Origin of the sequence: Variovorax sp. Varisp41 (assembly GCF_047325085.1) — a bacterium.
Lineage (GTDB): Bacteria > Pseudomonadota > Gammaproteobacteria > Burkholderiales > Burkholderiaceae_C > Variovorax.
Map to the genome: position 1 here is coordinate 597426 of NZ_CP168541.1, position 24270 is coordinate 621695.

The window sequence follows — 24270 nt, forward strand, 5'->3', positions numbered from 1 at the left end:
GCGCCGATCGCGCCGCCGCTCAGACCAGCTGCAGCACCTGCGCCAGCGGCCGGCGCGGCTTGCGCGGCCAGTTCTGGGACATGGCATGGCCGATGGCAAGCAGCAGCACCGGGACCTCGTCGGCTGCCAGCGCGAAGGCCTCGGCGCCTGCTGGTGCCCGGCGAGCGGCTGGTCTGCGCCGCGCCGGCCTACTGGAACGCGCGCGGCCGGCCGGCCCATCCTGGTGAGCTGACGCAGCACAACTGCCTGGTGCTCGCAAGGCCCGGCGCGCCGCTCGCGGCCTGGACCTTTCGCGATGGCGACCGGTCCTTCAACGTCAAGGTGTCGGGCGACCGCGAGGCCAGCGACGGCTCGGTGCTGCGCGAATGGGCCGTGAACGGCACGGGCGTGATCTTCAAGAACCGGCAGGACATACGCCACGAACTGGCGGCCGGCGCGCTCGAGGTGGTACTGGGCAATTACGTGGCCGGGCCGATCGACCTCTTCGCGGTCTTCCCCGGCGGTGCGCCCAGCCGGCGCGTGGCGGCGCTGGTGGATTTCCTCGCGGCCGCGCTGCAATCGCCGGCCGCCTGAGCCTGCCGGGACTCGGCGCTCAAGGCGCGAGGCTCAGAAATGTCAGAAATGGCCCTGCGCGTCGCCCGTGCGGTCGTGCACCCATCGCATGGCCTGCAGCTGGGCTTGCCGCAGCGCCTCCTCGGCACTGCCGTGGCCGAGGTCGTCCGCGGGCAGTTCATCGGCGATGAAGGCTGGCCCGCCCGCATAGTCGAGCCGCGCCAGGTAGCGGCCGCTGCCGTCGGGTTCCGCTCGGCAGATGAACGCGTGTTCCCACAGGTCGATTCTTTCCTCGAAGCTCATTCGGATGGTCCTCTCGTTGTCCAGGTCTTCAATGACTGGAAACGAGTCTATGGACGGCGCGGCCGCGCCGCGTAGGAGCCGCCCGCGTGGGTGGGTGGGTCGGCAGGCGGGACGCGCGGATGCGCAAGCCCGGCTCAACGCGCGGGCGGCCACTGCCGAGCCGTGTGCAGCAGCGTCAACACCCAAACGGTTTGCGCGGCATCGTCCACCTCGTAGACCATGCGATAGCTCTCGTGCGGAATCAGCTCCCGGGTACCGGCGATCCGCCCTCGCTTGCCGAGCAATGGAAAGTCGATCAGCCGGGCAGCGGCGGCGCCGAACAATTCGTCCATCGCGATCGCCGCGTGCACGTTGTCGGCGGCGATGTAGGCCAGGATGTCTTCCCGATCGCCTTCGGCCTGACGGGTCCAACGAACCCTCACGCGTCAGCCTTGATGCTCCGCTCGAACAGTTGCTTGCGCCGAACGGCGAAGTCGGCCTCGACCTCGTCATGCGAGCGCCCATCGCCGGCTCGCATGTCGCGGCGGCCGGCTTCCACCTTTCGCGCCACGAAGGCTTCATGCTCCTGCGCCTCGCGCTGATTGCGTACGAACTCCCGCATCAGATCGCGCACCACCTGGGATGCCGGACGGTCCAGCGCCTGGGCGGCGGCCATGAACTCGTCGCGCAGCTCGGGCTCGAGCTTCATCGTGAATACGGCTTCCTTGGACATGGCACTCCTTGTACTGACCAGGTATATACGTCGTCATTATCTCAACAAACCCTGCCGCAAGCGTTCCTCGATCCCTCAGCCCTTTCAGGTCGAAGCTCATCCCTCGCGAAAAACGAAATTTACTGTCTGCGAACCCACCCCGGATACACAGCGATACGCCGCCCCGGCCCCCGGCCACTCCCGCGAATGAACATCCGCGCCATCGATCGCCAGGCAGCGCGAACGACACCGGCGCGACAGGCCCTCGGCCCGATGCCATCCACCACCATTCGCAAGGAGTTCCCATGACGCTTTCTTCCCCGCTCGAGCGCCGCTCGTTCCTCGCCAAGGCCGCCATCGGCCTCGCCACGGCCCAATTCGCGGCGGTCGTTCCCGCGTTCGCGCAGTCGAACACGACGTCCGCCGGCGGCACGCCGCGGCGCCTCGAGCCGCTCAAGCACATCGATGCGGGCGTGCTCAACGTGGCCTATTTCGAGGCCGGCCCCGCCAACGGCGCGCCGGTGCTCCTGCTGCATGGCTGGCCCTACGACATCCACATGTTCGTCGACGTCGCGCCACTGCTCGCGGCCGCGGGCTTTCGCGTGATCGTGCCCTACCTGCGCGGCTACGGCGCCACGCGCTTCCTCTCGGCCGACACGCCGCGCAACGGCCAGCAGTCGGTGGTGGCGGCCGACATCTTCGCGCTGATGGACGCGCTGCGAATCCGCAGCGCCACGGTCGCGGGCTGCGACTGGGGCGCGCGCACGGCCTGCATCATGGCGGCGCTGCAGCCCGAGCGCGTGAAGGCGCTGGTGTCGGTCAGCGGCTACCTGATCGGCAGCCAGGAGGCCGGAAAAAATCCGCTGCCGCCCGAGGCCGAGTTCCAGTGGTGGTACCAGTACTACTTCGCGACCGAGCGCGGCCGCCTGGGCTACGACAGGAACCGCAACGCGTTCTCGAAGCTGATCTGGCAGCTCGCCTCGCCGAAGTGGAACTTCGATGCCGCGACCTTCGAACGCAGCGCGCGCGCCTTCGACAACCCCGACCACGTCGCGATCGTGGTCCACAACTACCGCTGGCGCCTCGGCCTGGCCGAGGGGGAAGCCCAGTACCAGCCGCTCGAGGACCGGCTCGCCAAGGCACCCGCGATCACGGTGCCGACCATCACGCTCGAGGGCGATGCCAACGGCGCGCCGCATCCCGAGCCGGCGAGCTACGCGAAGAAGTTCTCGGGCTTCTACGAGCACCGGCAGGTCGACGGCGGCATCGGCCACAACCTGCCGCAGGAAGCGCCCCAGGCCTTCGCGACCGCCGTGGTGGACGTGGCGCGACGCGCCGTCTGAGCCGGGTCTGGCCGCCGCCTCGGCAGCCAGAAGTGCCAAAAAGTAGACACTTATGTTTTCATTTATTGAAAGATTGCTAAAGCTTTAGTTACACTGTCGGCTTCGAGGGTCAGACGGCGCAGACCGGTCCCGCCCTGAGGGGGTACGCGAGTACCCCTTTATTCATTTGTTCGTGTCCGGCTTGCCGCCGCCTTGCGTCCACACGCGGGGAGGCTGTGCGTCGGCGCCAGCCACTGATTCCTCGAAATGCACGTACTGTCGATCTTCGGGACCCGTCCCGAGGCCATCAAGATGGCCCCCCTCGTCGCCGCCCTGCGCCGCGAGCCGCGCGTGCGCAGCACCGTGTGCGTGACCGGCCAGCACCGCGAGATGCTGACCCAGGTGATGTCGCTGTTCGACCTCGAGGCCGACCACGACCTCGACGTGATGCGGCCCAACCAGTCGCTCAACGGGCTCTACGGCCGCCTGATCGCGGGCGCCGACGCGGTGCTCGAAGCCGAGCAGCCCGACTGCGTGCTGGTGCACGGCGACACCACCACCGCCGCGGCCTGTGCCATGGCCGCCTTCCATCGCCGCATTCCGGTCGGCCACGTCGAGGCCGGCCTGCGCAGCGGCGACATCCGCTCGCCCTTCCCCGAGGAGCTCAACCGCCGCTTCGTCGATTCGGTCAGCAGCTGGATGTTCGCGCCCACGCCCTCCTCGCGCGACGCGCTGCTCGCCGAGAAGCCGCCGGGGCGCATCTGGGTCACGGGCAACACGGTGATCGACGCGCTCGCGGCCACGGTCGAGCGGCTCGAGTCCGACCGCCCGCTGGCCGCCACGCTCGAGAAGCGCCACGGCTGGGTCGATGCCAGGCGCCGGCTGGTGCTGGTCACCGGCCACCGCCGCGAGAACTTCGGCGAGGGCTTTCGCAACATCTGCGCCGCGCTGCGCGAGCTGGCACAGCGCGACGACGTGCAGATCGTCTACCCGGTGCACCTGAACCCCAACGTGCACGACGTGGTGAAGGCCCAGCTGTCGGGCCTGCCCAACGTGCACCTGATCGCGCCGCTGGGCTACCTCGACTTCGTCTGGTTCATGCAGCGCGCCTACCTGATCCTCACCGACTCGGGCGGCGTGCAGGAAGAGGCGCCCTCGCTGGGCAAGCCGGTGCTGGTGATGCGCGACGTGACCGAGCGCCCCGAGGCCGTGGCCGCCGGCACGGTGCGACTGGTGGGCACCTCGCCCGAACGCATCGTGGGCGAGGCGCGCCGCCTGCTCGACGACCCCGCCGTGCATGCCGAGTTCTGCCGCCGCGGCAATCCCTACGGCGACGCGCGCGCGAGCCAGCGCATCGTGGACGTGCTGTGCGAGCGGCACACCGCCGAGTTCGTGCCATGAGCGCCGAGCGCCGTCCCTCTTTTTTCCAAGTCTTTCTGCCGAGTCTTTCCATGCCTTCTCTGTTCTCGCGGCGCATCGCCGTCCTCGCACCCACGGCCCTGCTCGCCCTGAGCACCGCCTTCCTCGCACACGCCAGCCCCGCGAGCGACGCGCTGCAGCGCCTGCAGGGCGAGACCTGGGTCAACCGCAGCTTCGCGCTGTCGGACCTGGGCATCGGCGACACCGTGCTGCTCAACGGCTTCGACAGCCGCCAGGAGTTCTACCTGCCGGTGCCGCGCGGCCTTGCATTGACCGAGGCCAGCATCGACTTCAGCGGCCGCTATCACAAGGCCGAGGGCGGCAGCACCTCGATGCTGCTGACGGTCAACGGCCGGCCGGTGCAGGCGCGCCGCATCGAGGCGGCCGAGGGCGACGCGAGCCAGAGCCTCAAGGTCGACACCGGCGTCGCGCGCACGGCGAACTTCGTGCGCCTCGGCGTCCAGTGGTCGAACAACGTGGCGCGCCGCGTCTGCGAACTCGAACGCTCGACCGGCAACGTGCTCGCGATCTCGCCCGAGACGCGCTTCAATTACCGCTTCAGCAGCGGCGCGCTGACCAGCCTCGCCGACGCCTGGGCCACGCTGCCCGCGCGCCCGGTCCTGCTGGTGGCTTCGCGCAATCTCTCGAAGACCAGCTACGACAGCGCCTGGCGCCTCGGCGTTGCGCTCGAGCAGGCCAACCGCCGCGTGCAGATCCAGGCCTTCCCGGTGGCCGGCGATGTCGTCGACACCTCGGGCTGGCAGGTGCCTGCGGGGCTCGCCGCGCTGCCGGCCTTCGCCGGTCTCGCCGGCGGCAATGCGCGCTACGAACTCAAGAACGAGGCCGAGGTCGGCGCGCTGCTGGTGCTCGGCGCCACCGCGGCCAGCGGCGATCTGCTGGTGGCCGACACGGCGCTGCGCCAGCAGATCGCCAAGGCGCTCGAGGCGCTGGCCGTGCAGTTCGCGGGCGACGCCGACGCGCTGCGCGCCTTCGCGCTCTGGCGCGAGCAACAGACCGCGCTCGCCGCGGATGCCGGCAGCGCCGGCCAGGTGCGCCTCGCCACGCTGGGCGCGCATCCGGTGATCGTGGTGCCCGAGAACGCGGGCGCGCAGGCGGCCGGCGTCTTCGCCGAGACCTGGCGCAATCTGCTGGTGTCGCGCGAGGCCGGCGTGCGCACGGCCGACGCGCCCGATGCGAGCGAACGTCCGGCGATCCGCCTCAACAGCCTCGGCGCCAGCGAGGCCGGCTTCGACGTGGTGTCGCGCGGCGAGTGGACCGCCACCCTGCCGCTGGGCGTGGTCGCGGCCAACGGCCGCATGCCTTCCGAGCTGGTGATCGACGTGGCGGCCGCGCCCGGCGCCTCGTCCACGCGTCCCGTGGCCTCTGTGTTCTGGAACGACGTGCTGCTGTCGGCCAAGCGCCTGGAGGCCGATGGCCGACCCGAGCGCCTCGATGCGCGCATTCCCGGCTATGCGCTGGGCCTGAGCAACGTGGTGCGCGTGTCCTTCCAGCGCCAGCCCTATTCGAACGACTGCCAGGAAATGCCGCAGGGCTTCCCGGTCAACGTGCTGCCCACCAGTTTCGTGCGCGCGGGCGACGCGCGGCCCGATGGCAGCTTCGTCGGCCTGCTGCCGCTGATGTCGGGCAACCCGCAGGTCGCCGTGCCGCAGGCCTGGCTGGCCGACGCGCCCGCGAGCCTCGCGCGCCTGGTGCGCATGGCCGTGGCCGCCGGCGTGACGCCGGTGCGCTCCGAGCTGGTGGTGGCCCAGTCCGGCGCCTTCTCGCCGACCCGGCCCTTCCTCGCGCTGCAGGTGGCGGTCGACGGCGCCGCCTCGAAGGTGGAGGTCAAGGACGCGAGCCTGCGCATCCATGGCCGCAAGGCGCCGTGGCTCGAGCTCGACGACCTGTCGCAGCTCAGCGCCATCGAGGTGAGCCGCGCGCATGGCCAGGACGGCATGCAGTGGCAGCCGATCGGCGCGCGCGCCGTGGTGCCGGCCAAGCCCTTCGTGCTGAACCGCGGCGACATCGCGATGCTCGGCGCCGACGGCCCCGTGAGCTGGCTCGACAGCGGCAATCCCGCGGACGAGAGCGCGCGTCGCGGCGGCGAAGGCGCGTTCTTCGAATGGCGTTCGTACGCCGCCTGGGGCATGCCGGTGATCGGCGTGGCCGTGTTCGCGCTGCTGCTGCTGATCCTGCTGGCCTGGCGCGCGCGGCGCCGCCATGCGCGCAAGTCGCAGCAGTAAGGATCCGACAGAAGCCGCATGTTCGAGCTCTACGGACCCTTCCTGCTGGCCGACTACTACCGCGGTCTGGAGATCGTGACCGCGGTGGTCGGCGTGGTGATCCTGCTGTCGAGCATCGACGACCTGTTCGTCGATGCCTGGTACTGGGTGCGCGAGATCTACCGCTCGCTGACCGTGCGCCGCCGCTACCGGCGCCTGACCGCCGCGCAGCTGCGCGCGGCGCGCGAGCAGCCGATGGCCATCATGGTGCCGGCCTGGCTCGAGTACGACGTGATCGCGCCGATGCTCGCCAACATGGTGTCGACGCTCGAGTACAAGAACTACGCCATCTTCGTCGGCACCTACCGCAACGATGCGCGCACCATCGCCGAAGTGGAGCGCATGCGCCGGCGCTACCGCCAGCTGGTGCGCGTGGAGGTGCCGCACGACGGCCCGACCTGCAAGGCCGACTGCCTCAACTGGGTGGTGCAGGCGCTGTTCCAGCACGAGCGCACCATGGGCGAGCCCTTCGCGGGCGTCGTGCTGCACGACAGCGAGGACGTGCTGCATCCGCTCGAGCTCAAGTACTTCAACTACCTGCTGCCGCGGATGGATTTCATCCAGCTGCCCGTGACCTCGCTCGAGCGCCACTGGTTCGAGCTGGTGGCCGGCACCTACATGGACGAGTTCGCCGAGTGGCACAGCAAGGACCTCGTGGTGCGCGAGAGCCTGTCGCGCATGGTGCCCTCGGCCGGCGTCGGCACCTGCTTCTCGCACCGTGCGCTGCAGACGCTGGCCGCGGAGCTCGACAACCAGCCCTTCAACACCGCCAGCCTGACCGAGGACTACGACATCGGCGCGCGCCTGGGCCGGCTCGGCATGAAGCAGATCTTCGGCAAGTTCGACGTCGAGTACGTGACGCGGCGCACCTCCTGGTTCGGCGCGGGCAGCGAGAAGCTCGGCTCGCTGCGCATGCCGCTGGGCGTGCGCGAGTACTTCCCCGACACCTTCCGCACCGCCTACCGCCAGAAGGCGCGCTGGACCCTGGGCATCGGCCTGCAGGGCTGGGAGCAGATGGGCTGGGCCGGCTCGCTGGCCACCAAGTACCTGCTGTTCCGCGACCGCAAGGGCCTGTTCACCGCCTTCGTGGCCATCCTCGGCTACCTGCTGATGCTCAATTTCCTGGTCTTCTTCTTCGCCGACGCCATGGGCTGGTGGACCGTCTACTACCCGTCGATCTTCCAGTCGGGCGGCTGGCTCATGACGGTGATGGAGCTCAATGCCGTGGCGCTGCTGCTGCGCTTCGCGCAGCGCTTCCATTTCGTGTCGGCGCTCTATGGCTGGGAGCACGGGCTGCTGTCGATCCCGCGCATGGTGATCGGCAACTTCATCAACGCCATGGCCGCGGCGCGCGCATGGAAGCTGTTCCTCTCGCACAAGTTGTTCGGCAAGCGGCTGGTGTGGGACAAGACCATGCACGACTTCCCATCGGCCGACCAGCTGGTGCAGCAGCGCCAGCGGCTGGGCGAAGTGCTGCTGTCGTGGCGCGCCATCGACGAGACGCAGCTCGACAACGCGCTCACGATCCAGCGCGGCACGGGCCGCAAGCTCGGCAGCATCCTGCTCGAGCAGGGCTGGCTCGACGCGGGCACGCTCGAGGAGGCGATCTCGTTCCAGCGCGGCGATTCGGTGCTGGCGCCGCTCGCGCCGCAGGGCGCGCAGGGAGTGCCGGCATGAAGGGGCTCGACAACCGCACGCTGCTGGCGGTCGCGCTGGCCGCGGCCTGGCCCGCGGTGCCCGCGTTCGCCGCCGTGCATTCGCTGCCGGCCGCGCCTTCGCCCTCGACGTCGGCTTCAACCGCTTCCACGCCCGGCGCCGCGCCGGCGCCGACGCGCACCGCGCCGCGCAAGCGCTCATCGCATGGCCGTGCCTGGCAACTGGCCGACCAGGCCTTCAAGGCCTATGGCCGCGGCGACTTCGAGACCGCGCTCGCGCGCGCCGATGCGGCCTTGCGCCTGCAACCCGCGGCGCAGCGCGTGCACCTGCTGCGCGTGTATGCGCTGCAGAAGCTGGGGCGCAACGACGAGGCCGCGCGCGCGGCCGAGCGTGCCATCGACCAGGGCCATGGCAACGCGGCGCTGCGCACGGCACTGGCCAACCTGCGCGCCACGCCCGCCGGCGGCACGCCCGGCACCGAGGCCTACCGCGCGGGCTTCCCGCTCGCGGCGCAGGCCTACCGCGACTACGCCGAGGGCCGCGATGCCGAGGCGGCGAGGTCGGCCGAACAAGCGGTGCGCGCCGATCCGAGCCAGGGCCCCTGGGTGCTGCTGTGGCTCGACGCGCTCGCACGGCAGCAGCGCTCCGATGAACTCGTGCAGGCGGCAGCCACCGCGCTGGAGCTGGGTGCGCCGAACGCCGCCGAGATCGCCGCGCGCGTGCGGCAGGCCAGTCGTTCGATCGCGCTGCGGCATGCGCAGAAGGCCTACGACGCCCTGTCGCGCCAGCAGCCGCGCGCGGCCGTCGACGAGGCCCGCGAGGCGGTGCGCATCGCACCCGATGTCGCGAGCCATCGCCAGTTGCTGATCGATGCACTGCAGGCCGTGCCCGACCTCGAAGGCGCAGAACAGGCAACCACCGAGGCCATGGCCGCGCAGGACGACAGCGCGGCATTGCGGCTGCAACGCGCCTACCTGCGCCAGCAGCTGTCGCGCGGCGGCGCGGCGCAACAGGATGTCGATGCCGTGGTCGCCGATGCGCAGGTCGACGAGGCACAGCGCCGCGACGCGCGCCTGATCGGTGTCGACCTCGCGCTGGCCGCGCGCGACGGCGAGCGCGCGCGCACGCTGCTCGCGCCGCTGCCGCCCGACGACACGCAGGTGCGCTCGCGCCGCCAGCGGGCCGAGGATGCGGCGAGCGGATGGGGCTCGCCCGCCACGCCGCCGGTCACCGCCTATGCGCCCGTGAAGCTCTGCAACGACACGCCCGAGGGCCCGACCTGCGCGCTCGCGCCCTGGGACTCGCCGCAGGCCGGCGATGCCGCCACGCGCGCCTACGCAGCCTATGCGCAGAAGCGCTATGCCGAGGCCATCGCGCTGGCGAAGCAGGCCGCGGCCGAACGGCCCGACGACGCATCGCGCCAGAAGCTGCTGACCACCACGCTCGCCGCGGGCACGACCGCGGAACGCCAGCAGGCGCTGCAGCGGCTCGACACCGCGATCGCCGCGCAGCCCGCCAACGCCACCCTGTTGCGCCAGCGCGGCTACCTGCACATCGCCAACAAGGACCCGGCGCTCGCGCTGCAGGACTTCGTCGCGGCCCGCAACACCGGCCAGGCCCCGCGCAGCAACCTGCTCGACGAGGCGCAGGCGGCCGCCGGCACCGGCGACCGCGTCGGCGCGGCCGCCACGCTGCGCCAGGCCGTCGACGACGAGGACGTGGGCTGGCTCTCGCTCGACCGCCAGCAGCTCCACGACCTGCGCAGCACCATCGCCAGCTATTCGCGCGAATGGGGCGTCAACAGCACCGTGGGCTACCGCGGCGCGCACGCCGCCTCCTTCGGGCTGCCCGGGCAGCCGGTGGCCGTGCCCGGCAACGCGAGCTTCAACACCACCGAGGTGTTCTGGCGCCCGAGCGGCATTCTCAACACCAACCGCAGCATCTTCGATGTCTACGGCCGCCTCTCGACCACCCTGCACGCCGGCACCGACGTGACCGCCGCGCAGCTCGTGCAGAACCCTTGCGGCGGCATCGGCATCACGCCCGAGCAGCGCACCCGCGGCATCGCGGGCCTGCCCTCGACCAGCGGCGCCCTCGGCGTGCGCTACACGCCCGACACGTCGACCGGCCTCACCTTCGGCCTCGAGCGGCAGTTCATGCTGGGCAGCGCCACGCGTTCCGGCACCATCGATCCCGCGCCCGCGAGCCTGCGCTGCCAGCTCAACAACCGCTCCGCGGCCCTCGACTACCGCGCCAACACCGGCTCGGGCGGCTGGCAGGCCTACCTGCTCTACGGCTTCTACGAGGGCACCGGCCGGCGGCTCGACACGCGCAGCTGGTTCACCATGGAGGGCTACCTGCAGGCCGGCTACACCCTGCTCGACATGCCGGCCGCCTACACCGTGCGCGACACCGCCGGCAACGTGCTCGCCGACGGCAGCGGCCGCCTCAAGCGCGGCCAGGGCTTCGCCGCGGGCGAGGTGCGCATCGGGCGCAGCTTCGTCACCGACTACAACGACCGCCTCGTGTTCTTCCCCCACGTCACGCTCGCCGCGGACTGGTTCTCCAACCGCAACCGCGCGAGCGGCGTGCCGATCGCGGGCTTCGACAGCGTGGCCCTGTCCGACCGCGGATCGAGCTGGTCGGCCGGCGCGGGCGCGGGCATCACCCTGCGCTACTGGTTCAACGAGGATCGCTACAACGCGCAGCGCTCGCATGTGGATGCGAGCTTGCAGTACCGGACCACGCTGGGAGGGGTGGCGGGGCGGGCGAAGGGGGTGTTCTTGAATCTGACGTTGTCGTACTAGGCCCATGTGGGCCCGGTCGACGACCTCAGGCACATCAAGGATGCCTGCTCGGTTCGGATCGGTGTTTGGTTAGACGGATCTCCGTGACCAGCATCCCGGCCACGATCAATGCAGCACCGATCCAGTTCTGAAGCGTCAGTCGATCGCCGGCGAGAAAGTAGCCGAACAGGCCGCCGAATACCGGTTCCAGAACGATGATCAGCGCAATCCTGTTGGGTGAAGAGGCGACTTGCGCTTTGGTTTGCACATAGAAGCCAAGCGCTGTGCCAAGGACTCCGATCACGAGTATCGCGTTGACCGCCGCCCCGGCTGGAGGAATGGCCCATTCCCCCAACACGACCGATTGGGCCAGAGACAGAAGTCCGACGGCGGATATCTGAATCAGCGCGATATTGAAGGCATCTGCCATCTTGCTGGCACGAGATAGAAGAATGATATGCAGCGCAAATGAAGCCGCGCACATCAACACCAGCAGATCGCCCCATCGAACGCTCAGACCTTTCAGTGTCAGCAAGGCCAATCCGATCGTCGCCAGAAAAATGCCAACGACCTGCCGTCTTTCGGGCTTCACATGGCGCCAGAAGAACAGCAGCAGCGGCGTGAAGATCACCGCCAAGCCCGTGATGAAGGCGGCATTCGAGGCCGAGGTGAACTTCAGTCCCTTGGTTTGAAAGAGAAAGGCGAGGTAGAGAGCCATCCCCGCCATGCCTCCCTGCACGAGATCGATCTTCGAGATACGCCGCCGACGCGCGGCGGCCACCAACAACATCGCAACCGCTGCCACGAGAAATCTGCAGGCATTGAAGGCCGAGTCGCTCATGCCATTCAAGGCATCGTGAATGGCGACGAATGACCATCCCCACAGCGCCGTGACGAATATCAAAGCGACCTCCCATTGCCGCCTTCGATGATGTGTCTGTTCGATTGAATTCATCATGACTTTCGGATTTCCAGAACAGGGGAACATCCGGTTCGAGCGCCGTTGTTCCTCGGCGCGAATTATCAAAACCCACCCGTAAGAAGTGGCGAACCGAGTGTCAGTTCCGGTGTACGCTGCATGCGACTGAAAGGGAGAGGTCTTCGCGACCAGGACGCATGCCATCGAAGACGACGGAGCCGCTTCGCGCCTTGCTGGCGCGCCGCAGCAGAGAGCTGGGGAGGTCACTCACCGCCATCGCGGCTGAAGCGGGCCTTGCCCGTACCTATCTCTACGAACTCGCCAATGGCAACAAGCGCGACCCGTCCGTACGCACGCTGATCAAGCTGGCGGGGGCGCTGCAGGTTTCGCCCCTCCTCCTCTTTCGCTACTACGCAGCCCTCGAGGGTTCGACGGCCTTCGGCGCCTTCCCCTTGCCGACCAATCGTTCGCACAATCCTCACGACCCGAACGACATCGCGGCCTTCAACGCCGACGTCACCACACCCGACCATGCGGTGGTCTCGCCCGGCGAGACATTCAGAAAGATCTGGGAGATCCAGAACCTCGGCACGCGCCCCTGGCGCGGGCGTCGCCTGATCCGCGTCGACGGCGAGTACGCGATCGCGAGACGGCTGCCGGACGGCAGCCTCGAGGCGGTTCAGGAGGCCTATCTGGCGAGCCTCTATCGCGAAGTGGAAGTGCCCGACACCTTGCCGGGGCAACCCGTGCACATCGGCGTGGACTTTGCGGCACCGAAAGACACCTGCACCGTGGCATCGATCTGGCGCATGACGAATGCGGAAGGCGTTCCTTGCTTCGGCCCCAAGTTCTTCTTCCACGTCGTCGTGACGGTGATGGCGCAGTAGGACCTAGAAAGCGACGCCCCACGCTTCGAGCAGGCGCTTCGCCTCCGGCGTCTCCCCCACCACCCACGGATCGATCGCGAACGCGATCACGCGCTCCGCGCCATAGCCGCGCGCGATCTCCATCTGCCGTCGCACGCGCTCGGGCGTCGCGGCACGCGCCTTGAAACCCTCCTCGCCCCCCGGCGCCGCGGGCAACTGCTCGAACAGTTCGACCACCAGATCGAAGGCCACGCCGCGCCGCCGCAACAGCGCGCGCAGCGGCTCCAGCCCCACGAGGTTGTCCATGCCGCCCACGCCCACACCGTCCTGCAACATCGGGAGCAGCGGCACGCGGTCGAGGATCCGAGACCAGAGTTCCGCGAGCGAGCCCTCGGTCGGCAGCCGGCTGAAGAAGGTCGACACCGCAAGCGGCTGGCCGCCCGTGCGGCGGGCGACGGTCGCGATCCCTTCGAGCCAGTCCACCAGCTGCTGCCGGCGCTCGGCGGTCGCCCAGTTGTACTGGTCGAGCTCGTAAGGCAGGTACCAGCCGCGAAAGCCCGGCAGCTTGGGCCAGCGCGCCGACTCCATGAACCGCAGGCAGCGATCGCGCGCGGTGGCCAGCAAGGACGGCAGCACCGCCGGATCCTTCGAGCCCATGGCCTTCCACCAACTCTCGTCGTAGGGCAGGCCCATGCGGATGCCCATGCCCTCGCGCGCGGCCTCCTCGAACAGCATGGCGAGCAGGCTGTCGGGCAGCGTCCAGTCGAATGCACCGCCGTAGAGGGCGCTCCACTGCAACACGATCTCGTCGCAACCGAGTGCGCGCGTGATGCGCAGCCGGCGCCGCCATTCGTCGATGGAGAACGATTCATGGCTCTTCCAGGGCTGCAGGAAGCTGCCCTGGAACCTCGGCGGCGGCGCGGTGCAGGCGCCCAGCAGGGCGGCCGCGGCCAGCATCAGGCAACTGCGTCGGCGAAGCAGCGGGAGCGGCAAGGGCGCGGGGAGAAAAGACATCGGGCCACAGTATCGGCGCGTCCCGCGCGACGGCTTCGCGCTCCGGCGGCGGGCCGCAGGTCGCTGTGGTCTCGAGGACACATTTGTCCACAAAGGTCAAAAGGCATAGGAAGGTTTGCAGCAACGCCAACCTATGATGAGAATCGTTTTCATTCATAACAAGCTCGCCAGAGCCCGGCCATGCTGGCCCGCCAGCGTCGTGCCGCCCCGTTTCCGACCTCGCCCCGCCCCCGCACCGGCTCGCCGGTGCCTGCTCTTTCTCGCCGATCCCCGACCGATGTCCTCCCGTTCCGCTCCCGCCTCCCGCACCGCCTCCACCCTTCCTCCCTCTTCCCTCCGCCCCCTGGCACGCCATTGCCTGGCCGCCTGCCTGGCTTTCGCCGCCGCCGGCACCGCGGCCCAGACCGCCACCGCGCCCGCGACGGGCCAGCTCGGCGAAGTCGTCGTCTCCGGCGAAGCCGAAGCCATCGGCGGCCTGCAGAAGACCTATGCCGGCGGCCAGTTCGCGCGCGGCGGCAGCCTCGGCATCCTGGGCATCACCGACCTGATGAACGTGCCCTTCAGCACCACCAACTACACGGCCGAGCTGATCCAGAACCAGCAGGCGCTGAGCGTGGCCGACGTGGTGATGAACGACGCCTCGGTGCGCCCGCTGACCTCGCGCGGCGGCTTCGGCGACGACTTCCAGATCCGCGGCTTCACCGTGCCCAACGCCGACATCGGGCTCAACGGCCTGTTCGGCCTCACGCCCACCACGCGCGTGCCGCTCGAGATGATCGAGCGCGTCGAGGTGCTCAAGGGCCCGGGCGCGCTGGCCAACGGCGTCGGCCCCAGCGGCAGCGTGGGCGGCAGCATCAACGTGGTGACCAAGCGCGCGGCCGACGTGCCGCTCACGCGCCTGACCACCACCTACATGAGCAAGGGCCAGCTCGGCACGCACCTCGACGTGGGCCGCCGCTTCGGCGACGAGAACCAGTGGGGCGTGCGCGTCAACGGCGTGTTCCGCAACGGCGAGGGCAACATCGACAACGGCAAGCAGAAGCTCGGCCTCGGCTCGCTGGGCCTCGACTACCTCGGCACGCGCCTGCGCTGGTCGCTCGACGCCTTCGCGAGCAAGGGCGAGACGCGCGAATTCCGCCCGCAGACCAGCTTCGCGGCCGGCATCACGCGCATTCCCGAACCGCCGTCGGCGCGCCTGAACTTCTACCCGGGCACCGAGCTGAACGACAACGTCAAGACGGCCATCTCGCGCGTCGAGTACGACATCAGCGACAGCACGATGGTCTACGGCAGCGTGGGCTACACCGACCTCGACTACCAGCAGGTGTTCCCGAGCGGCCGGCCCAATTCGCTGGGCAGCTTCAACGTCTCGAACGCCTACTACGACTTCTACAGCAAGACCACCGCGGCCGATGCCGGCGTGCGCACGAAGTTCAAGACCGGCAGCGTGGGCCACACGGTGGCGCTCGGCGTGAACCTGCTCGACCAGGAGTCAGGTTTCTTCTACGCGACCTCGCGCACCACGAATCCGTCGAGCCTGTACTTTCCCTCTCCACTGCCGCTGGTGACCACGCCGCGCACGCCCGCGGTGAAGTCGGCCGAACTCAAGCAGTCGAGCGTGGTGCTGGCCGACACCATGTCCTTCGCCGACGGCCGCTTCCTCGCGACGCTGGGCCTGCGCGACCAGACCATCGAGCAGGAGAGCTTCTCGCAGACCTCGGGCACATCGACCAGTCGCTACAAGGCCAGCGCGACCTCGCCGCTGGTGGGCCTGGTGTTCAAGCCGGTGCAGAACGTCTCGGTCTATGCCAACTACACGGCCGGCCTCACGCGCGGCGGCACGGCGGGCCCGGGCACCGCCAACGTCGGCGAGACCTTCGCGCCGCAGAAGTCGAAGCAGTACGAAGCCGGCGTGAAGGTCGACTGGGGCCGCCTCACGACGCAGGCCGCCGTCTACCAGATCACGCGGCCCAATGCCCTCACCGACCCGGCCACGCTGGTCTACAGCTTCGGCGGCGAGCAGCGCAACCGCGGCCTCGAGCTCACGGCCTACGGCGAGCTCCAGCAGGGCCTGCGCGTGATGGCCAGCGCGGCCTTCAACGACGCCAAGCTCACGCGCACCGCCGGCGGCACCAACCAGGGCAAGGACGCGGCCGGCGTGCCCGACCGCACCTTCAACCTGGGCCTGGACTGGGACACGCCGTGGGTGGCGGGCCTGAGCCTGAACGGCCGCGTGATCCACACGTCTTCCGTGTATGCCGACGCCGCCAACATCCTGCGCGTGCCGGCCTGGACGCGACTCGACATCGGCGCGCGCTACGCCACGAAGATGGGCGGCAAGCCCGTGACCTTCCGCGCCAACCTCGAGAACGTGTTCGACAAGAACTACTGGGTGACCAGCACCTACGTCACCGTGGGCGCGCCGCGCACGCTGATGCTGTCGGCCACCGTCGATTTCTGAACCTGAACCAAGGAGCTTTACGCATGAACCGCATCACCGCCATCGCCACCGCCGCCTTCGCCCTGCTGGGCTTCGCGGGTGCCGCGCAGGCGCACCAGATCTGGATCGAGCAACCGGCCGGCGAGAAGACCGCCGTCGTGCGCTTCGGCGAGTTCGGCGAGAACCTGCGCGAGGTCTCGCCGGGCCTGCTCGACAAGTTCGGCAAGCCCACCGCCACGCTGGTGTCGGCCAGGGGCGAGCAGAGCGTCGACGCGCAGAAGACCGCCAGCGGCTTCGCGCTGCCCTTCGGCGCCGCGGCCGGCGAGAGCATCGTGGCCGAGGACGCGGGCTATCCGCTGTTCAACCGCAAGCAGGGCGACAAGCAGACCGTCGGCCGCTACCACCCGGCCGCGCGCCTGGTCACCGGCTTCGCGCCGCTGCAACCGAAGCTGGTGCTCGACATCGTGCCCGCGGGCAATGCCGGCGAGTTCAAGCTGTTCTTCAAGGGCCAGCCCAAGGCCAAGACCAAGGTCGCGCTGGTCACGCAATCGGGCTGGGCCAAGGAAGGCCACACCGACGAACAGGGCCTGGTGAAGTTCGACCTGCCGTGGCAGGGCACCTACGTGGCCGAGGTCAGCGTCAGCGACGCCGTGGCCGGCGAGCGGCCCGGTGCCAACGGACCCGAGAAGTTCGACAGCGTGAGCTACGTGACGACGCTGACCTATGTGAAGGCGGACGGCATCGCGGCGCTGCCGGCGGGGCCTGCGGCGGCGCCGAACAAGTGATCGATCGCCGCCCGCGTTCTACGCGGGCGGATCGTCGGTCGCGCCCTCCATCTCCCGCACCCACCGCCACAACGTCGATCGGCTCACCCCCAGCTGCCGCGCGGTCTGCTGCCGGTTGCCGCCGTTCGCGGCCAGCAGTTCGCGCCACTGCGATTTCGCGGGCACACCGCTCACCTCGACCGGCACGGCGCTCTCGTCCGCGAACAGCTCCGGGCACTCGTGCCGCAGCTCCTCCCACCGGATCTCCTCGACCCGCTCGAACTGCATGAGGAACACGGCGATGCGCTCGCCCACGTTCTCGAGTTCGCGCACGTTGCCGGGCCAGCCGTAGGCCAGCAGGCGCGGCATCAGCGGTGCCAGTGCTCGCCGCGCATCGAGCGCGCCATGGCCCTGCCGCTGCAGGCAACGCTCCACCAGCACCTGGGCCAGCAGCGCGACGTCCTCGCGGCGCTCGCGCAGCGGCGGCAGCACCAGGCGCAGGGTGTTGATGCGGTAGTAGAGGTCCTGGCGAAAGCGCCGCTCGGCGATCATCTGCTGCAGCGGCTGGTGCGTGGCGGCGATCACGCGCACGTCGACGGGAATCGGCGCGGTCGCGCCCAGCCGCGTGATCTCGCGCTCCTGCAGCACGCGCAAGAGGCGCGTCTGCAGGTGCAGCGGCATGTCGCCGATCTCGTCCAGGAACAGGGTGCCGGTGTGCGCGGTCTCGAACAGGCCGCGCTTGCCGCCGCGGCGCGAGCCGGTGAAGGCGCCCTCCTCGTAGCCGAACAGCTCGCTCTCGAGCAGCGCCTCGGGAAAGGCCGCGCAGTTCACCGCCACGAAGGGCCGGCCCGCGCGGGTGCTCTCGTTGTGGATCGACTGTGCGAACAGCTCCTTGCCCACGCCGCTCTCGCCCGCGATCAGCACCGTGAGGTCGTTGCGCGCGAAGCGCTGCGCGGTCTGCACGGCGCGCGCGAAAGCCGGGCTGTGGCCCACCAGGCTCGCGAAGCGGTGCCGCGCCGCGCTCTGGCGGCGGCCGTGCTGCATGCGCAGGCTGGTGTCGGCTTCCTGGATCGCGCGCGCGTCGTAGAGCGTGAGCGCGGCGCCGACGATCTCGCCGTGCTCGCGGATCGGCGTGCGGTTCACCACCCAGTCGCGCTGCGCGAAGCGCTGCACCAGCGCGCGCTCCTCCAGGCCCTGGTCGAGCGTGGCCTGCAGCGACAGCTCGGGCTGCATCACTTCGAGCGAGCGGCCCAGCAGGCGCGCGGGCGCATGGCCCAGCAGCAGCTGCATCGGCGGGTTGACCGCGATGATGCGGTTGTCGCGGTCGACCGCGAGCACCGCCTCCTGCAGGTTGTGCAGCACGCCGTTGAGCTGCTCGTAGCGCCCGGCCTCGAGCCGCGCCACGCGCGCGAGCTCCATCGCGTCCTCGAAGCCCTTGCGGATGCTCGCGAGCGAATAGGCCAGCAGGCCGTGCAGCCCCGCCTGCTGGGCCAGCTCCACCACCAGACTCGAGCCCACGATCACGTCGAAGCCCTCGCGGCGCAATGACTCGAAGCGCTGGCGCGCGTCGTCGGGCGTGCGGTAGGCGTACTGGCTGACCTCGATGTTGAGCAGGTCCTTGACCTCGTCGAGCTCGGGAATGGTCTGGCCGTACATCACCACGCCCACGCGCTTGGCGATGCGCCGCGCCTTGATCAGCGCCTGCATCAGGTCGAAGCCGCCGAGCTGGATCGTCGCGACCGGCGCCTCGAGGCCGGCGCGCAGGATGCTCGCATTCGAGCCCGCGCTCACGAAGGCATCGACCAGGCCGCGCTCGAGGCGGTCGCGCGCGATCGCGAGCGCGTCGCCGAAGGTGCCGTCGACCACCTCGATCTCGGCGCGGCCGACGTACTCGGCCACCACGGGCAGCGCGAATTCACGGATCTGGCGGTAGCTCAGGAAACACAGGCGCGGCAGGCCGCGGCGCGCGGGCGAGGCCGGGTCGGAGGGGAGCGGGCGTTCCATCATGCGTTGCATTGAAACATGCCAAGCGTTTCATCCATGTCGCACAAGACACAGTGAAAACCCGAGTCTCTTGGAAAATATCCTTTCACATCAACGACTTGCCTCCAGCCCCATGCGCTGGCACATGCCGTGCAACACCAAAGTCTTTCAGGAGACACACGACTTGGCACTCGAACACATCACGGTGCTCGACCTGACGCACATGCTGTCGGGCCCCTACGGCACCATGCTGCTGGCCGACCTCGGCGCGCGCACCATCAAAGTCGAGCCGCCCGGCAGCGGCGAAGGCACCCGACGCCTGCTGGAGAACGATCCCGACTACGCACGCGGCGGCATGGGCGCCTACTACCTCACGCTGAACCGCAACAAGGAGAGCGTCTGCGTGGACCTCAAGAGCGCCGAGGGCAAGGCCGTGTTCCTCGACCTGGTGCGCCGGGCCGACGTGGTGTTCGACAACTTCAGCGTCGGCGTCACGCAGCGCCTGGGCATCGACTTCGAATCGCTGTCGCAGGTCAACCCGCGCATCGTGACCTGCTCGGTCACGGGCTTCGGCCAGACCGGCCCCGAGACGCAGCGCCCGGCCTTCGACCAGGTGGTGCAGGCGATGGGCGGCGGCATGTCGATCACCGGCACGCCCGAAAGCGGCCCCACGCGCAGCGGCATCCCGATCGGCGACCTCGGCGGCGGCATGTTCGGCGCGATGGGCGTGCTGGCGGCGCTGGCCGAGCGCGAGCGCACCGGGCGCGGGCAGCACGTCGACATCTCGATGCTCGACGCGCAGATCTCGCTGCTCAACTACATGGCGACCATGCACCTGATGTCGGGCCACGTGCCCGCGGGCATCGGCAACGGCCACTTCGTGCACGTGCCCTACAACAGCTATCCCACGGCCGACGGCCACATCATCATCGCCTGCATCGGCGACCCCTTCTTCGAGCGCTTCGTCGAGTTCATCGACCTGCCGGAGCTGCGCGACCCGGCCTACCGGCAGCAGCCGGTGCGCTTCGCGGCCAAGGCCGGGATCGACGCGCTGATCGCCGGCGAGTTGCGCAAGCAGCCGACCGCCCACTGGCTCGCGCGGCTGCGCCAGGCGCGCATTCCGTGCGGGCCGGTCAACGACTTCGCGCAGGCGCTCAGCGACACGCAGGTGCTGGCGCGCGACATGGTGGTCGAGGTGCCGCTGCACACCGGCGAGACCGTGCGCATGCCGGGCAACCCGATCAAGCTCTCGGCCGCCGCGCCGAAGGCCTACGGCAGCCCGCCGTCGCTCGGCGAGCACACGCGCCGCGTGCTCGGCGACTGGGTCGGCTATTCCGACGCGAAGCTGGACGCGCTGCGCCAGGCCGGCACCATCGCCTGAAGATGACGATGGAAGCCATCCACATCACCGACGTCGCGCCGCGCGACGGCCTGCAGAACCAGCCGGTGCACCTGGGCGCCAACGACAAGCTGCGCCTGGTGCAACTGCTCGCGGCGGCCGGCGTGCGCAGCGTCGAGGCCACCAGCTTCGTGTCGCCCAAGGCCGTGCCGCAGATGGCCGACGCGGCCGAGCTGCTGCCGCTGGTGCACGCGGCGCTGCCCGCGCTGCGCTGCTCGGTGCTGGTGCCCAACCTCAAGGGGCTGGAGCGCGCGCATGCTGCCGGCGCGGCCGAAATCGCGGTCGTGCTCTCGGCCACCGAGACCATGAACCAGCGCAACATCAACATGGGCCTGGAGCAGGCGACCGAGGTCAGCGAACGCACGCTGGCCGCGGCGCAAGCGCTGGGCCTGCGCACGCGCGCCTATGTGGCCGTGGCCTTCGACTGCCCGTTCGAGGGCGAGACCCCGCTGGCCGAGGTGCTGCGCCTCGCGCAACGCATGCAGGCCGCGGGCGCCGGCGAGATCGTGATCGCCGACACCATCGGCTCGGCCTCGCCGGGCATGGTGAAAGAACGCATGCGCGTGCTCGCCGAAGCGATCGCGCCCGAACGGCTCGCGATCCATCTGCACGACACGCGCGGCATGGCGGTCGCCAATGCCTGGGCTGCGCTCGAGGCCGGCATCCGCCGCTTCGACGCCAGCGTGGGCGGCATCGGCGGCTGCCCGTTCGCGCCCGGTGCGGCCGGCAACCTCGCCACGGAAGACCTGGTGCTGATGGCCGAGCGCAGCGGTTTTGCGACCGGCATCTCGCTCGACGGCCTGCTCGAGGCGATCGATTTCGCGCAGGAACGGCTGCAGCGCCCGCTCGGCGGCCGTGCGATCGCCTGGCTGCGGCGCCAGCGCGAGAAGACGAATTCATCCAACAACACATCCCCGGAGACAGCAACGACATGACGAACCCATCGACTCCCTTCACCGCGCATCCCACCCGCCGCACGGCACTCGCCGCGCTGGCCGCCATGGCCTCGGCCGGCGCCTGGGCGCAAGCACCGGCCGCCAAGTTCCCGACCAAGCCCGTCACGCTGGTCGTGCCCTACTCCGCGGGCGGCGGCACCGACATCGTGGGCCGGCTGATGGCGCAGCGCCTGTCGGACCTGTGGGGCCAATCGGTGGTGGTGGACAACCGCACCGGCGCCAACGGCGTGATCGGCTCGAACTTCGTCGCGCGCGCGCCTGCCGACGGCCACACGCTGCTGCTGGTGGTGGGTTCGCACGCGGTCAATCCGGTGCTGATGAAGAGCCTGCCCTACGACACCGACAAGGCCTTCACGCCGATCACCAACATCGCGAACTCGCCCTCGGTGCTGGTGGTGCAGGCCAACGGCCCCTACAAGACGCTGCGCGACGTGATCGAGGCCGCGCGCAAGGAACCGCTGGGCGTGGGCTATTCCGAGGGCCAGACCCGGCTGACCGGCGAGATGATCCGCCAGGCCGGCAAGCTGCAATCGACCGGCGTGCCCTACAAGGGCGGCGCGCCGATCATGGTCGACATCATCGGCGGCCACCTGCCGATGGGCGTGACCAGCGTGCTGACCGCCCTGCCCCACGTGCGCTCGGGCGCGCTGCGCGTGGTCGGCGTGGCCGACACGCAGCGCATGGCGTTGTTCCCCGATGCGATGACCTTCAAGGAGGCCGGCCTCGACGGCGTGGAGTCGCTGAGCTGGTATGGCCTCTTCGGCCCGGCCGGCCTGCCCGCGCCGATCGTGGCGCAGATCAACCAGGACCTGAAGAAGGTGGCGGCCGACCCGGCCGTGCTCAAGCAGATGGAGGACCAGGGCGCGCACATCACGCTCACGCCGCCGGCCGAGTTCCGCAGCTTCCTCGCGGCCGAGACGAAGAAGTGGACGCAGGTCGCGCAACGCGGCGGCATCCGGGCCGAGTGACGATGGCCAGCCCCCTTCTGCGCGAGAAGCTCGAGCGCCGCGAGTTCATCGTCATCCCCGGCCTGCAGGACATGATCGCCGCCACCATGGCGGCCAAGGTCGGCTTCGACATCGTCTACGGCTCGGGCTTCTGGCTCACGGCCTCGAGCCTGGGCCTGCCCGACGCGGGCATCGCCACCTACACCCAGATGCTCGACCGCATGGCGACGCTGGTGCGCGCGAGCGGCGGCGCGGCCGTGATCGCCGATGCCGACACCGGCTACGGCGGCCTGCTCAACGTGCACCACACGGTGCGCGGCTACGAGGCGGCCGGCGTCACCGCCATCCAGCTCGAGGACCAGGAGTTCCCGAAGAAGTGCGGCCACACGCCGTTCAAGCGCTGCGTGCCGGTGCAGGACATGGTCGACAAGATCCGCGTGGCCGCCGAGGCGCGCGAGGACAAGAAGAACTTCCTGATCATCGCGCGCACCGATGCGCGCGCCGAACTCGGCGTGGACGAGGCGCTGCGCCGGCTCGAGGCCTATGCGCGCGCGGGCGCCGACATCCTGTTCTTCGAGGCGCCGCAGTCCGAGGACGAGATGCGCCGCGCCTGCGCGGCCTTCGAGCTGCCGATGATGGCCAACATGTCCGACGGCGGAAAGACGCCGATGCTGGACGCGCAGGCGCTGCGGGAGATCGGCTTCTCGCTCGCCATCTATCCGTCGATGACCAGCCTCGCGGCCGCGGCCGCGATGGAACGCGCGCTGCGCCACCTGAAGACCAGCGGCGGCAGCCTGGCACCGGGCGACGACCTGTTCGACTTCAACGAGTTCTGCCGGCGCATCGGCTTCGAGGAGGTCTGGGACTTCGAGAAACGCTGGGCACGATAGCGCCCCACCCCTACGAACAACAACGGAGACAAGAGATGAGACATGCATGGAAGCTCGCGCTGCTCGGCATCGCGGCCGCGGCGCTGGCCGGCTGCTCGACGGGCACGCTGCAGGTGGCCGACGTCGGCAGCTATCACGTGGGCGGACGCGCCGTCACGCTCTCGGGCCTGCCCGAGAAGGAGCTGGTGTTCACGCCCGGCGCGCCGCCGCTGAAGTTCGACCCCAACGGCGACTTCGAGGTCGAGGGGCTCTATGCGCGCTACACGCGCCTGGCGAACCCGAAGGGCCGTTATCCGCTGCTGCTGTGGCACGGCGGCGGCCTCTCGGGCGTGACCTGGGAGACCAAGCCCGACGGTCAGCCGGGCTGGGAGAACCACTTTCTGCGCGCCGGCTGGGACGTGTACGTGAGCGACGCGGTCGAGCGCGGCCGCGCCTCGTGGGCGCGCTATCCCGAGATCTTCAAGAGCGAGCCCTTCTTCCGGCCGAAGAAGGAAGGCTGGGAGCTGTTCCGCATCGGCGAGACCGGCTCGTACGACACCGATCCGGCGAAGCGCCGCGCGCTGCCGGGCACGCAGTTCCCGGTGGCCAGCTTCGACCAGTTCGCCAAGCAGTCGATTCCGCGCTGGAGCACCAACGACGCGGCCACGCAGGCGGCCTACGACGCCTATGTGCGGAAGGCCTGCCCCTGCGTGATCGTGGTCCACAGCCAGGGCGGCAACTTCGCCTTCAATTCGGCCCTGAAGTACCCCGACAAGGTCAAGGCCATCGTCGCCGTCGAGACCTCGGGCTCGCCGAACCCCGAGACCACCGACTTCGCGCGCCTCAAGGGCGTGCCCATGCTGTGGGTGTGGGGCGACAACCTCGAGCGCTATCCGTTCTGGACGCGCATCACGGCGCAGCAGGAAAACTTCCGCCAGCGGCTGATCGCGGCCGGCGGCACGGGCGACCGGCTGCTGCTGCCCGAACTCGGCTGGCGCGGCAACTCTCACATGCTCATGATGGACCGCAACTCGGATGCGATTGCCGAGCGCGTCGACCAGTGGCTCGCGAAGCAGGGCCTGAAGCGCTGAACAGAACCAAG

At 69.6% G+C, this 24270-nt stretch carries 20 protein-coding genes; 14 read left to right on the plus strand and 6 right to left on the minus strand.

Going from position 1 to position 24270, the window contains the following annotated elements; translation table 11 throughout:
- Nucleotides 1-153: 153 nt before the first annotated feature.
- Nucleotides 154-573 (plus strand): LysR substrate-binding domain-containing protein, encoded by a 420-nt coding sequence (locus tag ACEN9J_RS33900; RefSeq protein ID WP_413765489.1) that lies wholly within the window; start codon nucleotides 154-156, stop codon nucleotides 571-573.
- Between the two features lie 42 nt (nucleotides 574-615).
- Here ACEN9J_RS33900 and ACEN9J_RS33905 read toward each other — a convergent pair whose 3' ends face one another.
- From ACEN9J_RS33905 to ACEN9J_RS33915, 3 genes are all read right to left on the minus strand, one after another.
- Nucleotides 616-855 carry a hypothetical protein gene (locus ACEN9J_RS33905; RefSeq protein ID WP_057594656.1) on the minus strand — a complete coding sequence of 80 codons (240 nt, stop codon included), beginning with the start codon at nucleotides 853-855 and terminating at the stop codon, nucleotides 616-618.
- Nucleotides 856-989: 134 nt separating this feature from the next.
- Nucleotides 990-1277, minus strand: a complete 288-nt coding sequence (locus ACEN9J_RS33910; protein WP_413765490.1) for a type II toxin-antitoxin system RelE/ParE family toxin — start codon at nucleotides 1275-1277, stop codon at nucleotides 990-992.
- A complete protein-coding gene (locus ACEN9J_RS33915) occupies nucleotides 1274-1567 on the minus strand; it encodes an antitoxin of toxin-antitoxin stability system (RefSeq protein ID WP_413765491.1) in 294 nt (97 codons plus the stop codon). The genes ACEN9J_RS33910 and ACEN9J_RS33915 overlap by 4 nt, the downstream gene beginning before the upstream one ends.
- A gap of 284 nt (nucleotides 1568-1851) precedes the next feature.
- On the opposite strand from ACEN9J_RS33915, the gene ACEN9J_RS33920 reads away from it, so the two are divergent.
- The 5 genes from ACEN9J_RS33920 to ACEN9J_RS33940 all read left to right on the plus strand — a co-directional run bounded on the left by ACEN9J_RS33920 (nucleotide 1852) and on the right by ACEN9J_RS33940 (nucleotide 11032).
- Nucleotides 1852-2889, plus strand: a complete 1038-nt coding sequence (locus ACEN9J_RS33920; RefSeq protein ID WP_261211219.1) for an alpha/beta fold hydrolase — start codon at nucleotides 1852-1854, stop codon at nucleotides 2887-2889.
- A gap of 246 nt (nucleotides 2890-3135) precedes the next feature.
- The gene (gene wecB / locus ACEN9J_RS33925; protein WP_208510019.1) at nucleotides 3136-4269 is read left to right on the plus strand and encodes a non-hydrolyzing UDP-N-acetylglucosamine 2-epimerase; all 1134 of its coding nucleotides are present in this window, start codon (nucleotides 3136-3138) and stop codon (nucleotides 4267-4269) included.
- A 50-nt stretch (nucleotides 4270-4319) separates the two neighbouring features.
- Complete coding sequence (locus ACEN9J_RS33930; protein WP_413765492.1) at nucleotides 4320-6530, plus strand: cellulose biosynthesis cyclic di-GMP-binding regulatory protein BcsB; 2211 nt, start codon at nucleotides 4320-4322, stop codon at nucleotides 6528-6530.
- Between the two features lie 18 nt (nucleotides 6531-6548).
- Nucleotides 6549-8246, plus strand: coding sequence for a glycosyl transferase family protein (locus ACEN9J_RS33935; RefSeq protein ID WP_413765493.1), 1698 nt, complete (start codon nucleotides 6549-6551; stop codon nucleotides 8244-8246).
- Complete coding sequence (locus ACEN9J_RS33940) at nucleotides 8243-11032, plus strand: NfrA family protein (RefSeq protein ID WP_413765494.1); 2790 nt, start codon at nucleotides 8243-8245, stop codon at nucleotides 11030-11032. The genes ACEN9J_RS33935 and ACEN9J_RS33940 overlap by 4 nt, the downstream gene beginning before the upstream one ends.
- A 34-nt stretch (nucleotides 11033-11066) precedes the next feature.
- Here ACEN9J_RS33940 and ACEN9J_RS33945 read toward each other — a convergent pair whose 3' ends face one another.
- Nucleotides 11067-11966, minus strand: a complete 900-nt coding sequence (locus tag ACEN9J_RS33945; protein WP_413765495.1) for a DMT family transporter — start codon at nucleotides 11964-11966, stop codon at nucleotides 11067-11069.
- A 161-nt stretch (nucleotides 11967-12127) separates the two neighbouring features.
- Here ACEN9J_RS33945 and ACEN9J_RS33950 point away from each other — a divergent pair, with 161 nt between their 5' ends.
- A complete protein-coding gene (locus ACEN9J_RS33950) occupies nucleotides 12128-12817 on the plus strand; it encodes an NBR1-Ig-like domain-containing protein (RefSeq protein WP_261211209.1) in 690 nt (229 codons plus the stop codon).
- A 3-nt stretch (nucleotides 12818-12820) separates the two neighbouring features.
- Here ACEN9J_RS33950 and ACEN9J_RS33955 read toward each other — a convergent pair whose 3' ends face one another.
- On the minus strand, nucleotides 12821-13810 hold the full coding sequence (locus tag ACEN9J_RS33955; protein ID WP_413765496.1) for a DUF4434 domain-containing protein: 990 nt from the start codon (nucleotides 13808-13810) through the stop codon (nucleotides 12821-12823).
- Nucleotides 13811-14087: 277 nt separating this feature from the next.
- Between ACEN9J_RS33955 and ACEN9J_RS33960 the strand changes: the two genes are divergently transcribed.
- Nucleotides 14088-16271 (plus strand): TonB-dependent receptor, encoded by a 2184-nt coding sequence (locus tag ACEN9J_RS33960; protein WP_413765497.1) that lies wholly within the window; start codon nucleotides 14088-14090, stop codon nucleotides 16269-16271.
- 23 nt (nucleotides 16272-16294) lie between these two features.
- Nucleotides 16295-17035: a cobalt ABC transporter substrate-binding protein gene (locus tag ACEN9J_RS33965; protein WP_057592719.1), complete on the plus strand. Its 741-nt coding sequence runs from the start codon at nucleotides 16295-16297 to the stop codon at nucleotides 17033-17035.
- A gap of 18 nt (nucleotides 17036-17053) precedes the next feature.
- Here ACEN9J_RS33965 and prpR read toward each other — a convergent pair whose 3' ends face one another.
- Nucleotides 17054-19018: a propionate catabolism operon regulatory protein PrpR gene (gene prpR, locus ACEN9J_RS33970; RefSeq protein WP_413765498.1), complete on the minus strand. Its 1965-nt coding sequence runs from the start codon at nucleotides 19016-19018 to the stop codon at nucleotides 17054-17056.
- Between the two features lie 163 nt (nucleotides 19019-19181).
- Between prpR and ACEN9J_RS33975 the strand changes: the two genes are divergently transcribed.
- From ACEN9J_RS33975 to ACEN9J_RS33995, 5 genes are read left to right on the plus strand one after another with little or no spacing between them, the layout of a single operon-like run.
- Entirely contained in the window at nucleotides 19182-20378 is a 1197-nt protein-coding gene (locus tag ACEN9J_RS33975; protein ID WP_413765499.1) for a CaiB/BaiF CoA transferase family protein, read from the plus strand.
- Nucleotides 20379-20386: 8 nt separating this feature from the next.
- Nucleotides 20387-21331, plus strand: coding sequence for a hydroxymethylglutaryl-CoA lyase (locus ACEN9J_RS33980; RefSeq protein ID WP_413765500.1), 945 nt, complete (start codon nucleotides 20387-20389; stop codon nucleotides 21329-21331).
- Nucleotides 21328-22320, plus strand: a complete 993-nt coding sequence (locus ACEN9J_RS33985; RefSeq protein WP_057592716.1) for a tripartite tricarboxylate transporter substrate binding protein — start codon at nucleotides 21328-21330, stop codon at nucleotides 22318-22320. The genes ACEN9J_RS33980 and ACEN9J_RS33985 overlap by 4 nt, the downstream gene beginning before the upstream one ends.
- 2 nt (nucleotides 22321-22322) lie before the next feature.
- On the plus strand, nucleotides 22323-23189 hold the full coding sequence (locus ACEN9J_RS33990) for an isocitrate lyase/PEP mutase family protein (protein WP_413765501.1): 867 nt from the start codon (nucleotides 22323-22325) through the stop codon (nucleotides 23187-23189).
- Between the two features lie 35 nt (nucleotides 23190-23224).
- Nucleotides 23225-24259 (plus strand): alpha/beta fold hydrolase, encoded by a 1035-nt coding sequence (locus tag ACEN9J_RS33995; protein ID WP_413765502.1) that lies wholly within the window; start codon nucleotides 23225-23227, stop codon nucleotides 24257-24259.
- The last annotated feature ends 11 nt before the right edge of the window (nucleotides 24260-24270 follow it).

What these genes read in the sequence shown, in the direction of transcription:
- wecB (WP_208510019.1), top strand. Translation starts at nt 3,136, where the DNA reads ATGCACGTACTGTCGATCTTCGGGACCCGTCCCGAGGCCATCAAGATG.
- ACEN9J_RS33905 (WP_057594656.1), bottom strand. Translation starts at nt 855, where the DNA reads ATGAGCTTCGAGGAAAGAATCGACCTGTGGGAACACGCGTTCATCTGC.
- ACEN9J_RS33990 (WP_413765501.1), top strand. Translation starts at nt 22,323, where the DNA reads ATGGCCAGCCCCCTTCTGCGCGAGAAGCTCGAGCGCCGCGAGTTCATC.
- ACEN9J_RS33985 (WP_057592716.1), top strand. Translation starts at nt 21,328, where the DNA reads ATGACGAACCCATCGACTCCCTTCACCGCGCATCCCACCCGCCGCACG.
- ACEN9J_RS33960 (WP_413765497.1), top strand. Translation starts at nt 14,088, where the DNA reads ATGTCCTCCCGTTCCGCTCCCGCCTCCCGCACCGCCTCCACCCTTCCT.
- ACEN9J_RS33930 (WP_413765492.1), top strand. Translation starts at nt 4,320, where the DNA reads ATGCCTTCTCTGTTCTCGCGGCGCATCGCCGTCCTCGCACCCACGGCC.
- ACEN9J_RS33940 (WP_413765494.1), top strand. Translation starts at nt 8,243, where the DNA reads ATGAAGGGGCTCGACAACCGCACGCTGCTGGCGGTCGCGCTGGCCGCG.
- ACEN9J_RS33995 (WP_413765502.1), top strand. Translation starts at nt 23,225, where the DNA reads ATGAGACATGCATGGAAGCTCGCGCTGCTCGGCATCGCGGCCGCGGCG.
- ACEN9J_RS33915 (WP_413765491.1), bottom strand. Translation starts at nt 1,567, where the DNA reads ATGTCCAAGGAAGCCGTATTCACGATGAAGCTCGAGCCCGAGCTGCGC.
- ACEN9J_RS33920 (WP_261211219.1), top strand. Translation starts at nt 1,852, where the DNA reads ATGACGCTTTCTTCCCCGCTCGAGCGCCGCTCGTTCCTCGCCAAGGCC.
- prpR (WP_413765498.1), bottom strand. Translation starts at nt 19,018, where the DNA reads ATGGAACGCCCGCTCCCCTCCGACCCGGCCTCGCCCGCGCGCCGCGGC.
- ACEN9J_RS33955 (WP_413765496.1), bottom strand. Translation starts at nt 13,810, where the DNA reads ATGTCTTTTCTCCCCGCGCCCTTGCCGCTCCCGCTGCTTCGCCGACGC.
- ACEN9J_RS33950 (WP_261211209.1), top strand. Translation starts at nt 12,128, where the DNA reads ATGCCATCGAAGACGACGGAGCCGCTTCGCGCCTTGCTGGCGCGCCGC.
- ACEN9J_RS33945 (WP_413765495.1), bottom strand. Translation starts at nt 11,966, where the DNA reads ATGAATTCAATCGAACAGACACATCATCGAAGGCGGCAATGGGAGGTC.
- ACEN9J_RS33980 (WP_413765500.1), top strand. Translation starts at nt 20,387, where the DNA reads ATGGAAGCCATCCACATCACCGACGTCGCGCCGCGCGACGGCCTGCAG.
- ACEN9J_RS33935 (WP_413765493.1), top strand. Translation starts at nt 6,549, where the DNA reads ATGTTCGAGCTCTACGGACCCTTCCTGCTGGCCGACTACTACCGCGGT.
- ACEN9J_RS33965 (WP_057592719.1), top strand. Translation starts at nt 16,295, where the DNA reads ATGAACCGCATCACCGCCATCGCCACCGCCGCCTTCGCCCTGCTGGGC.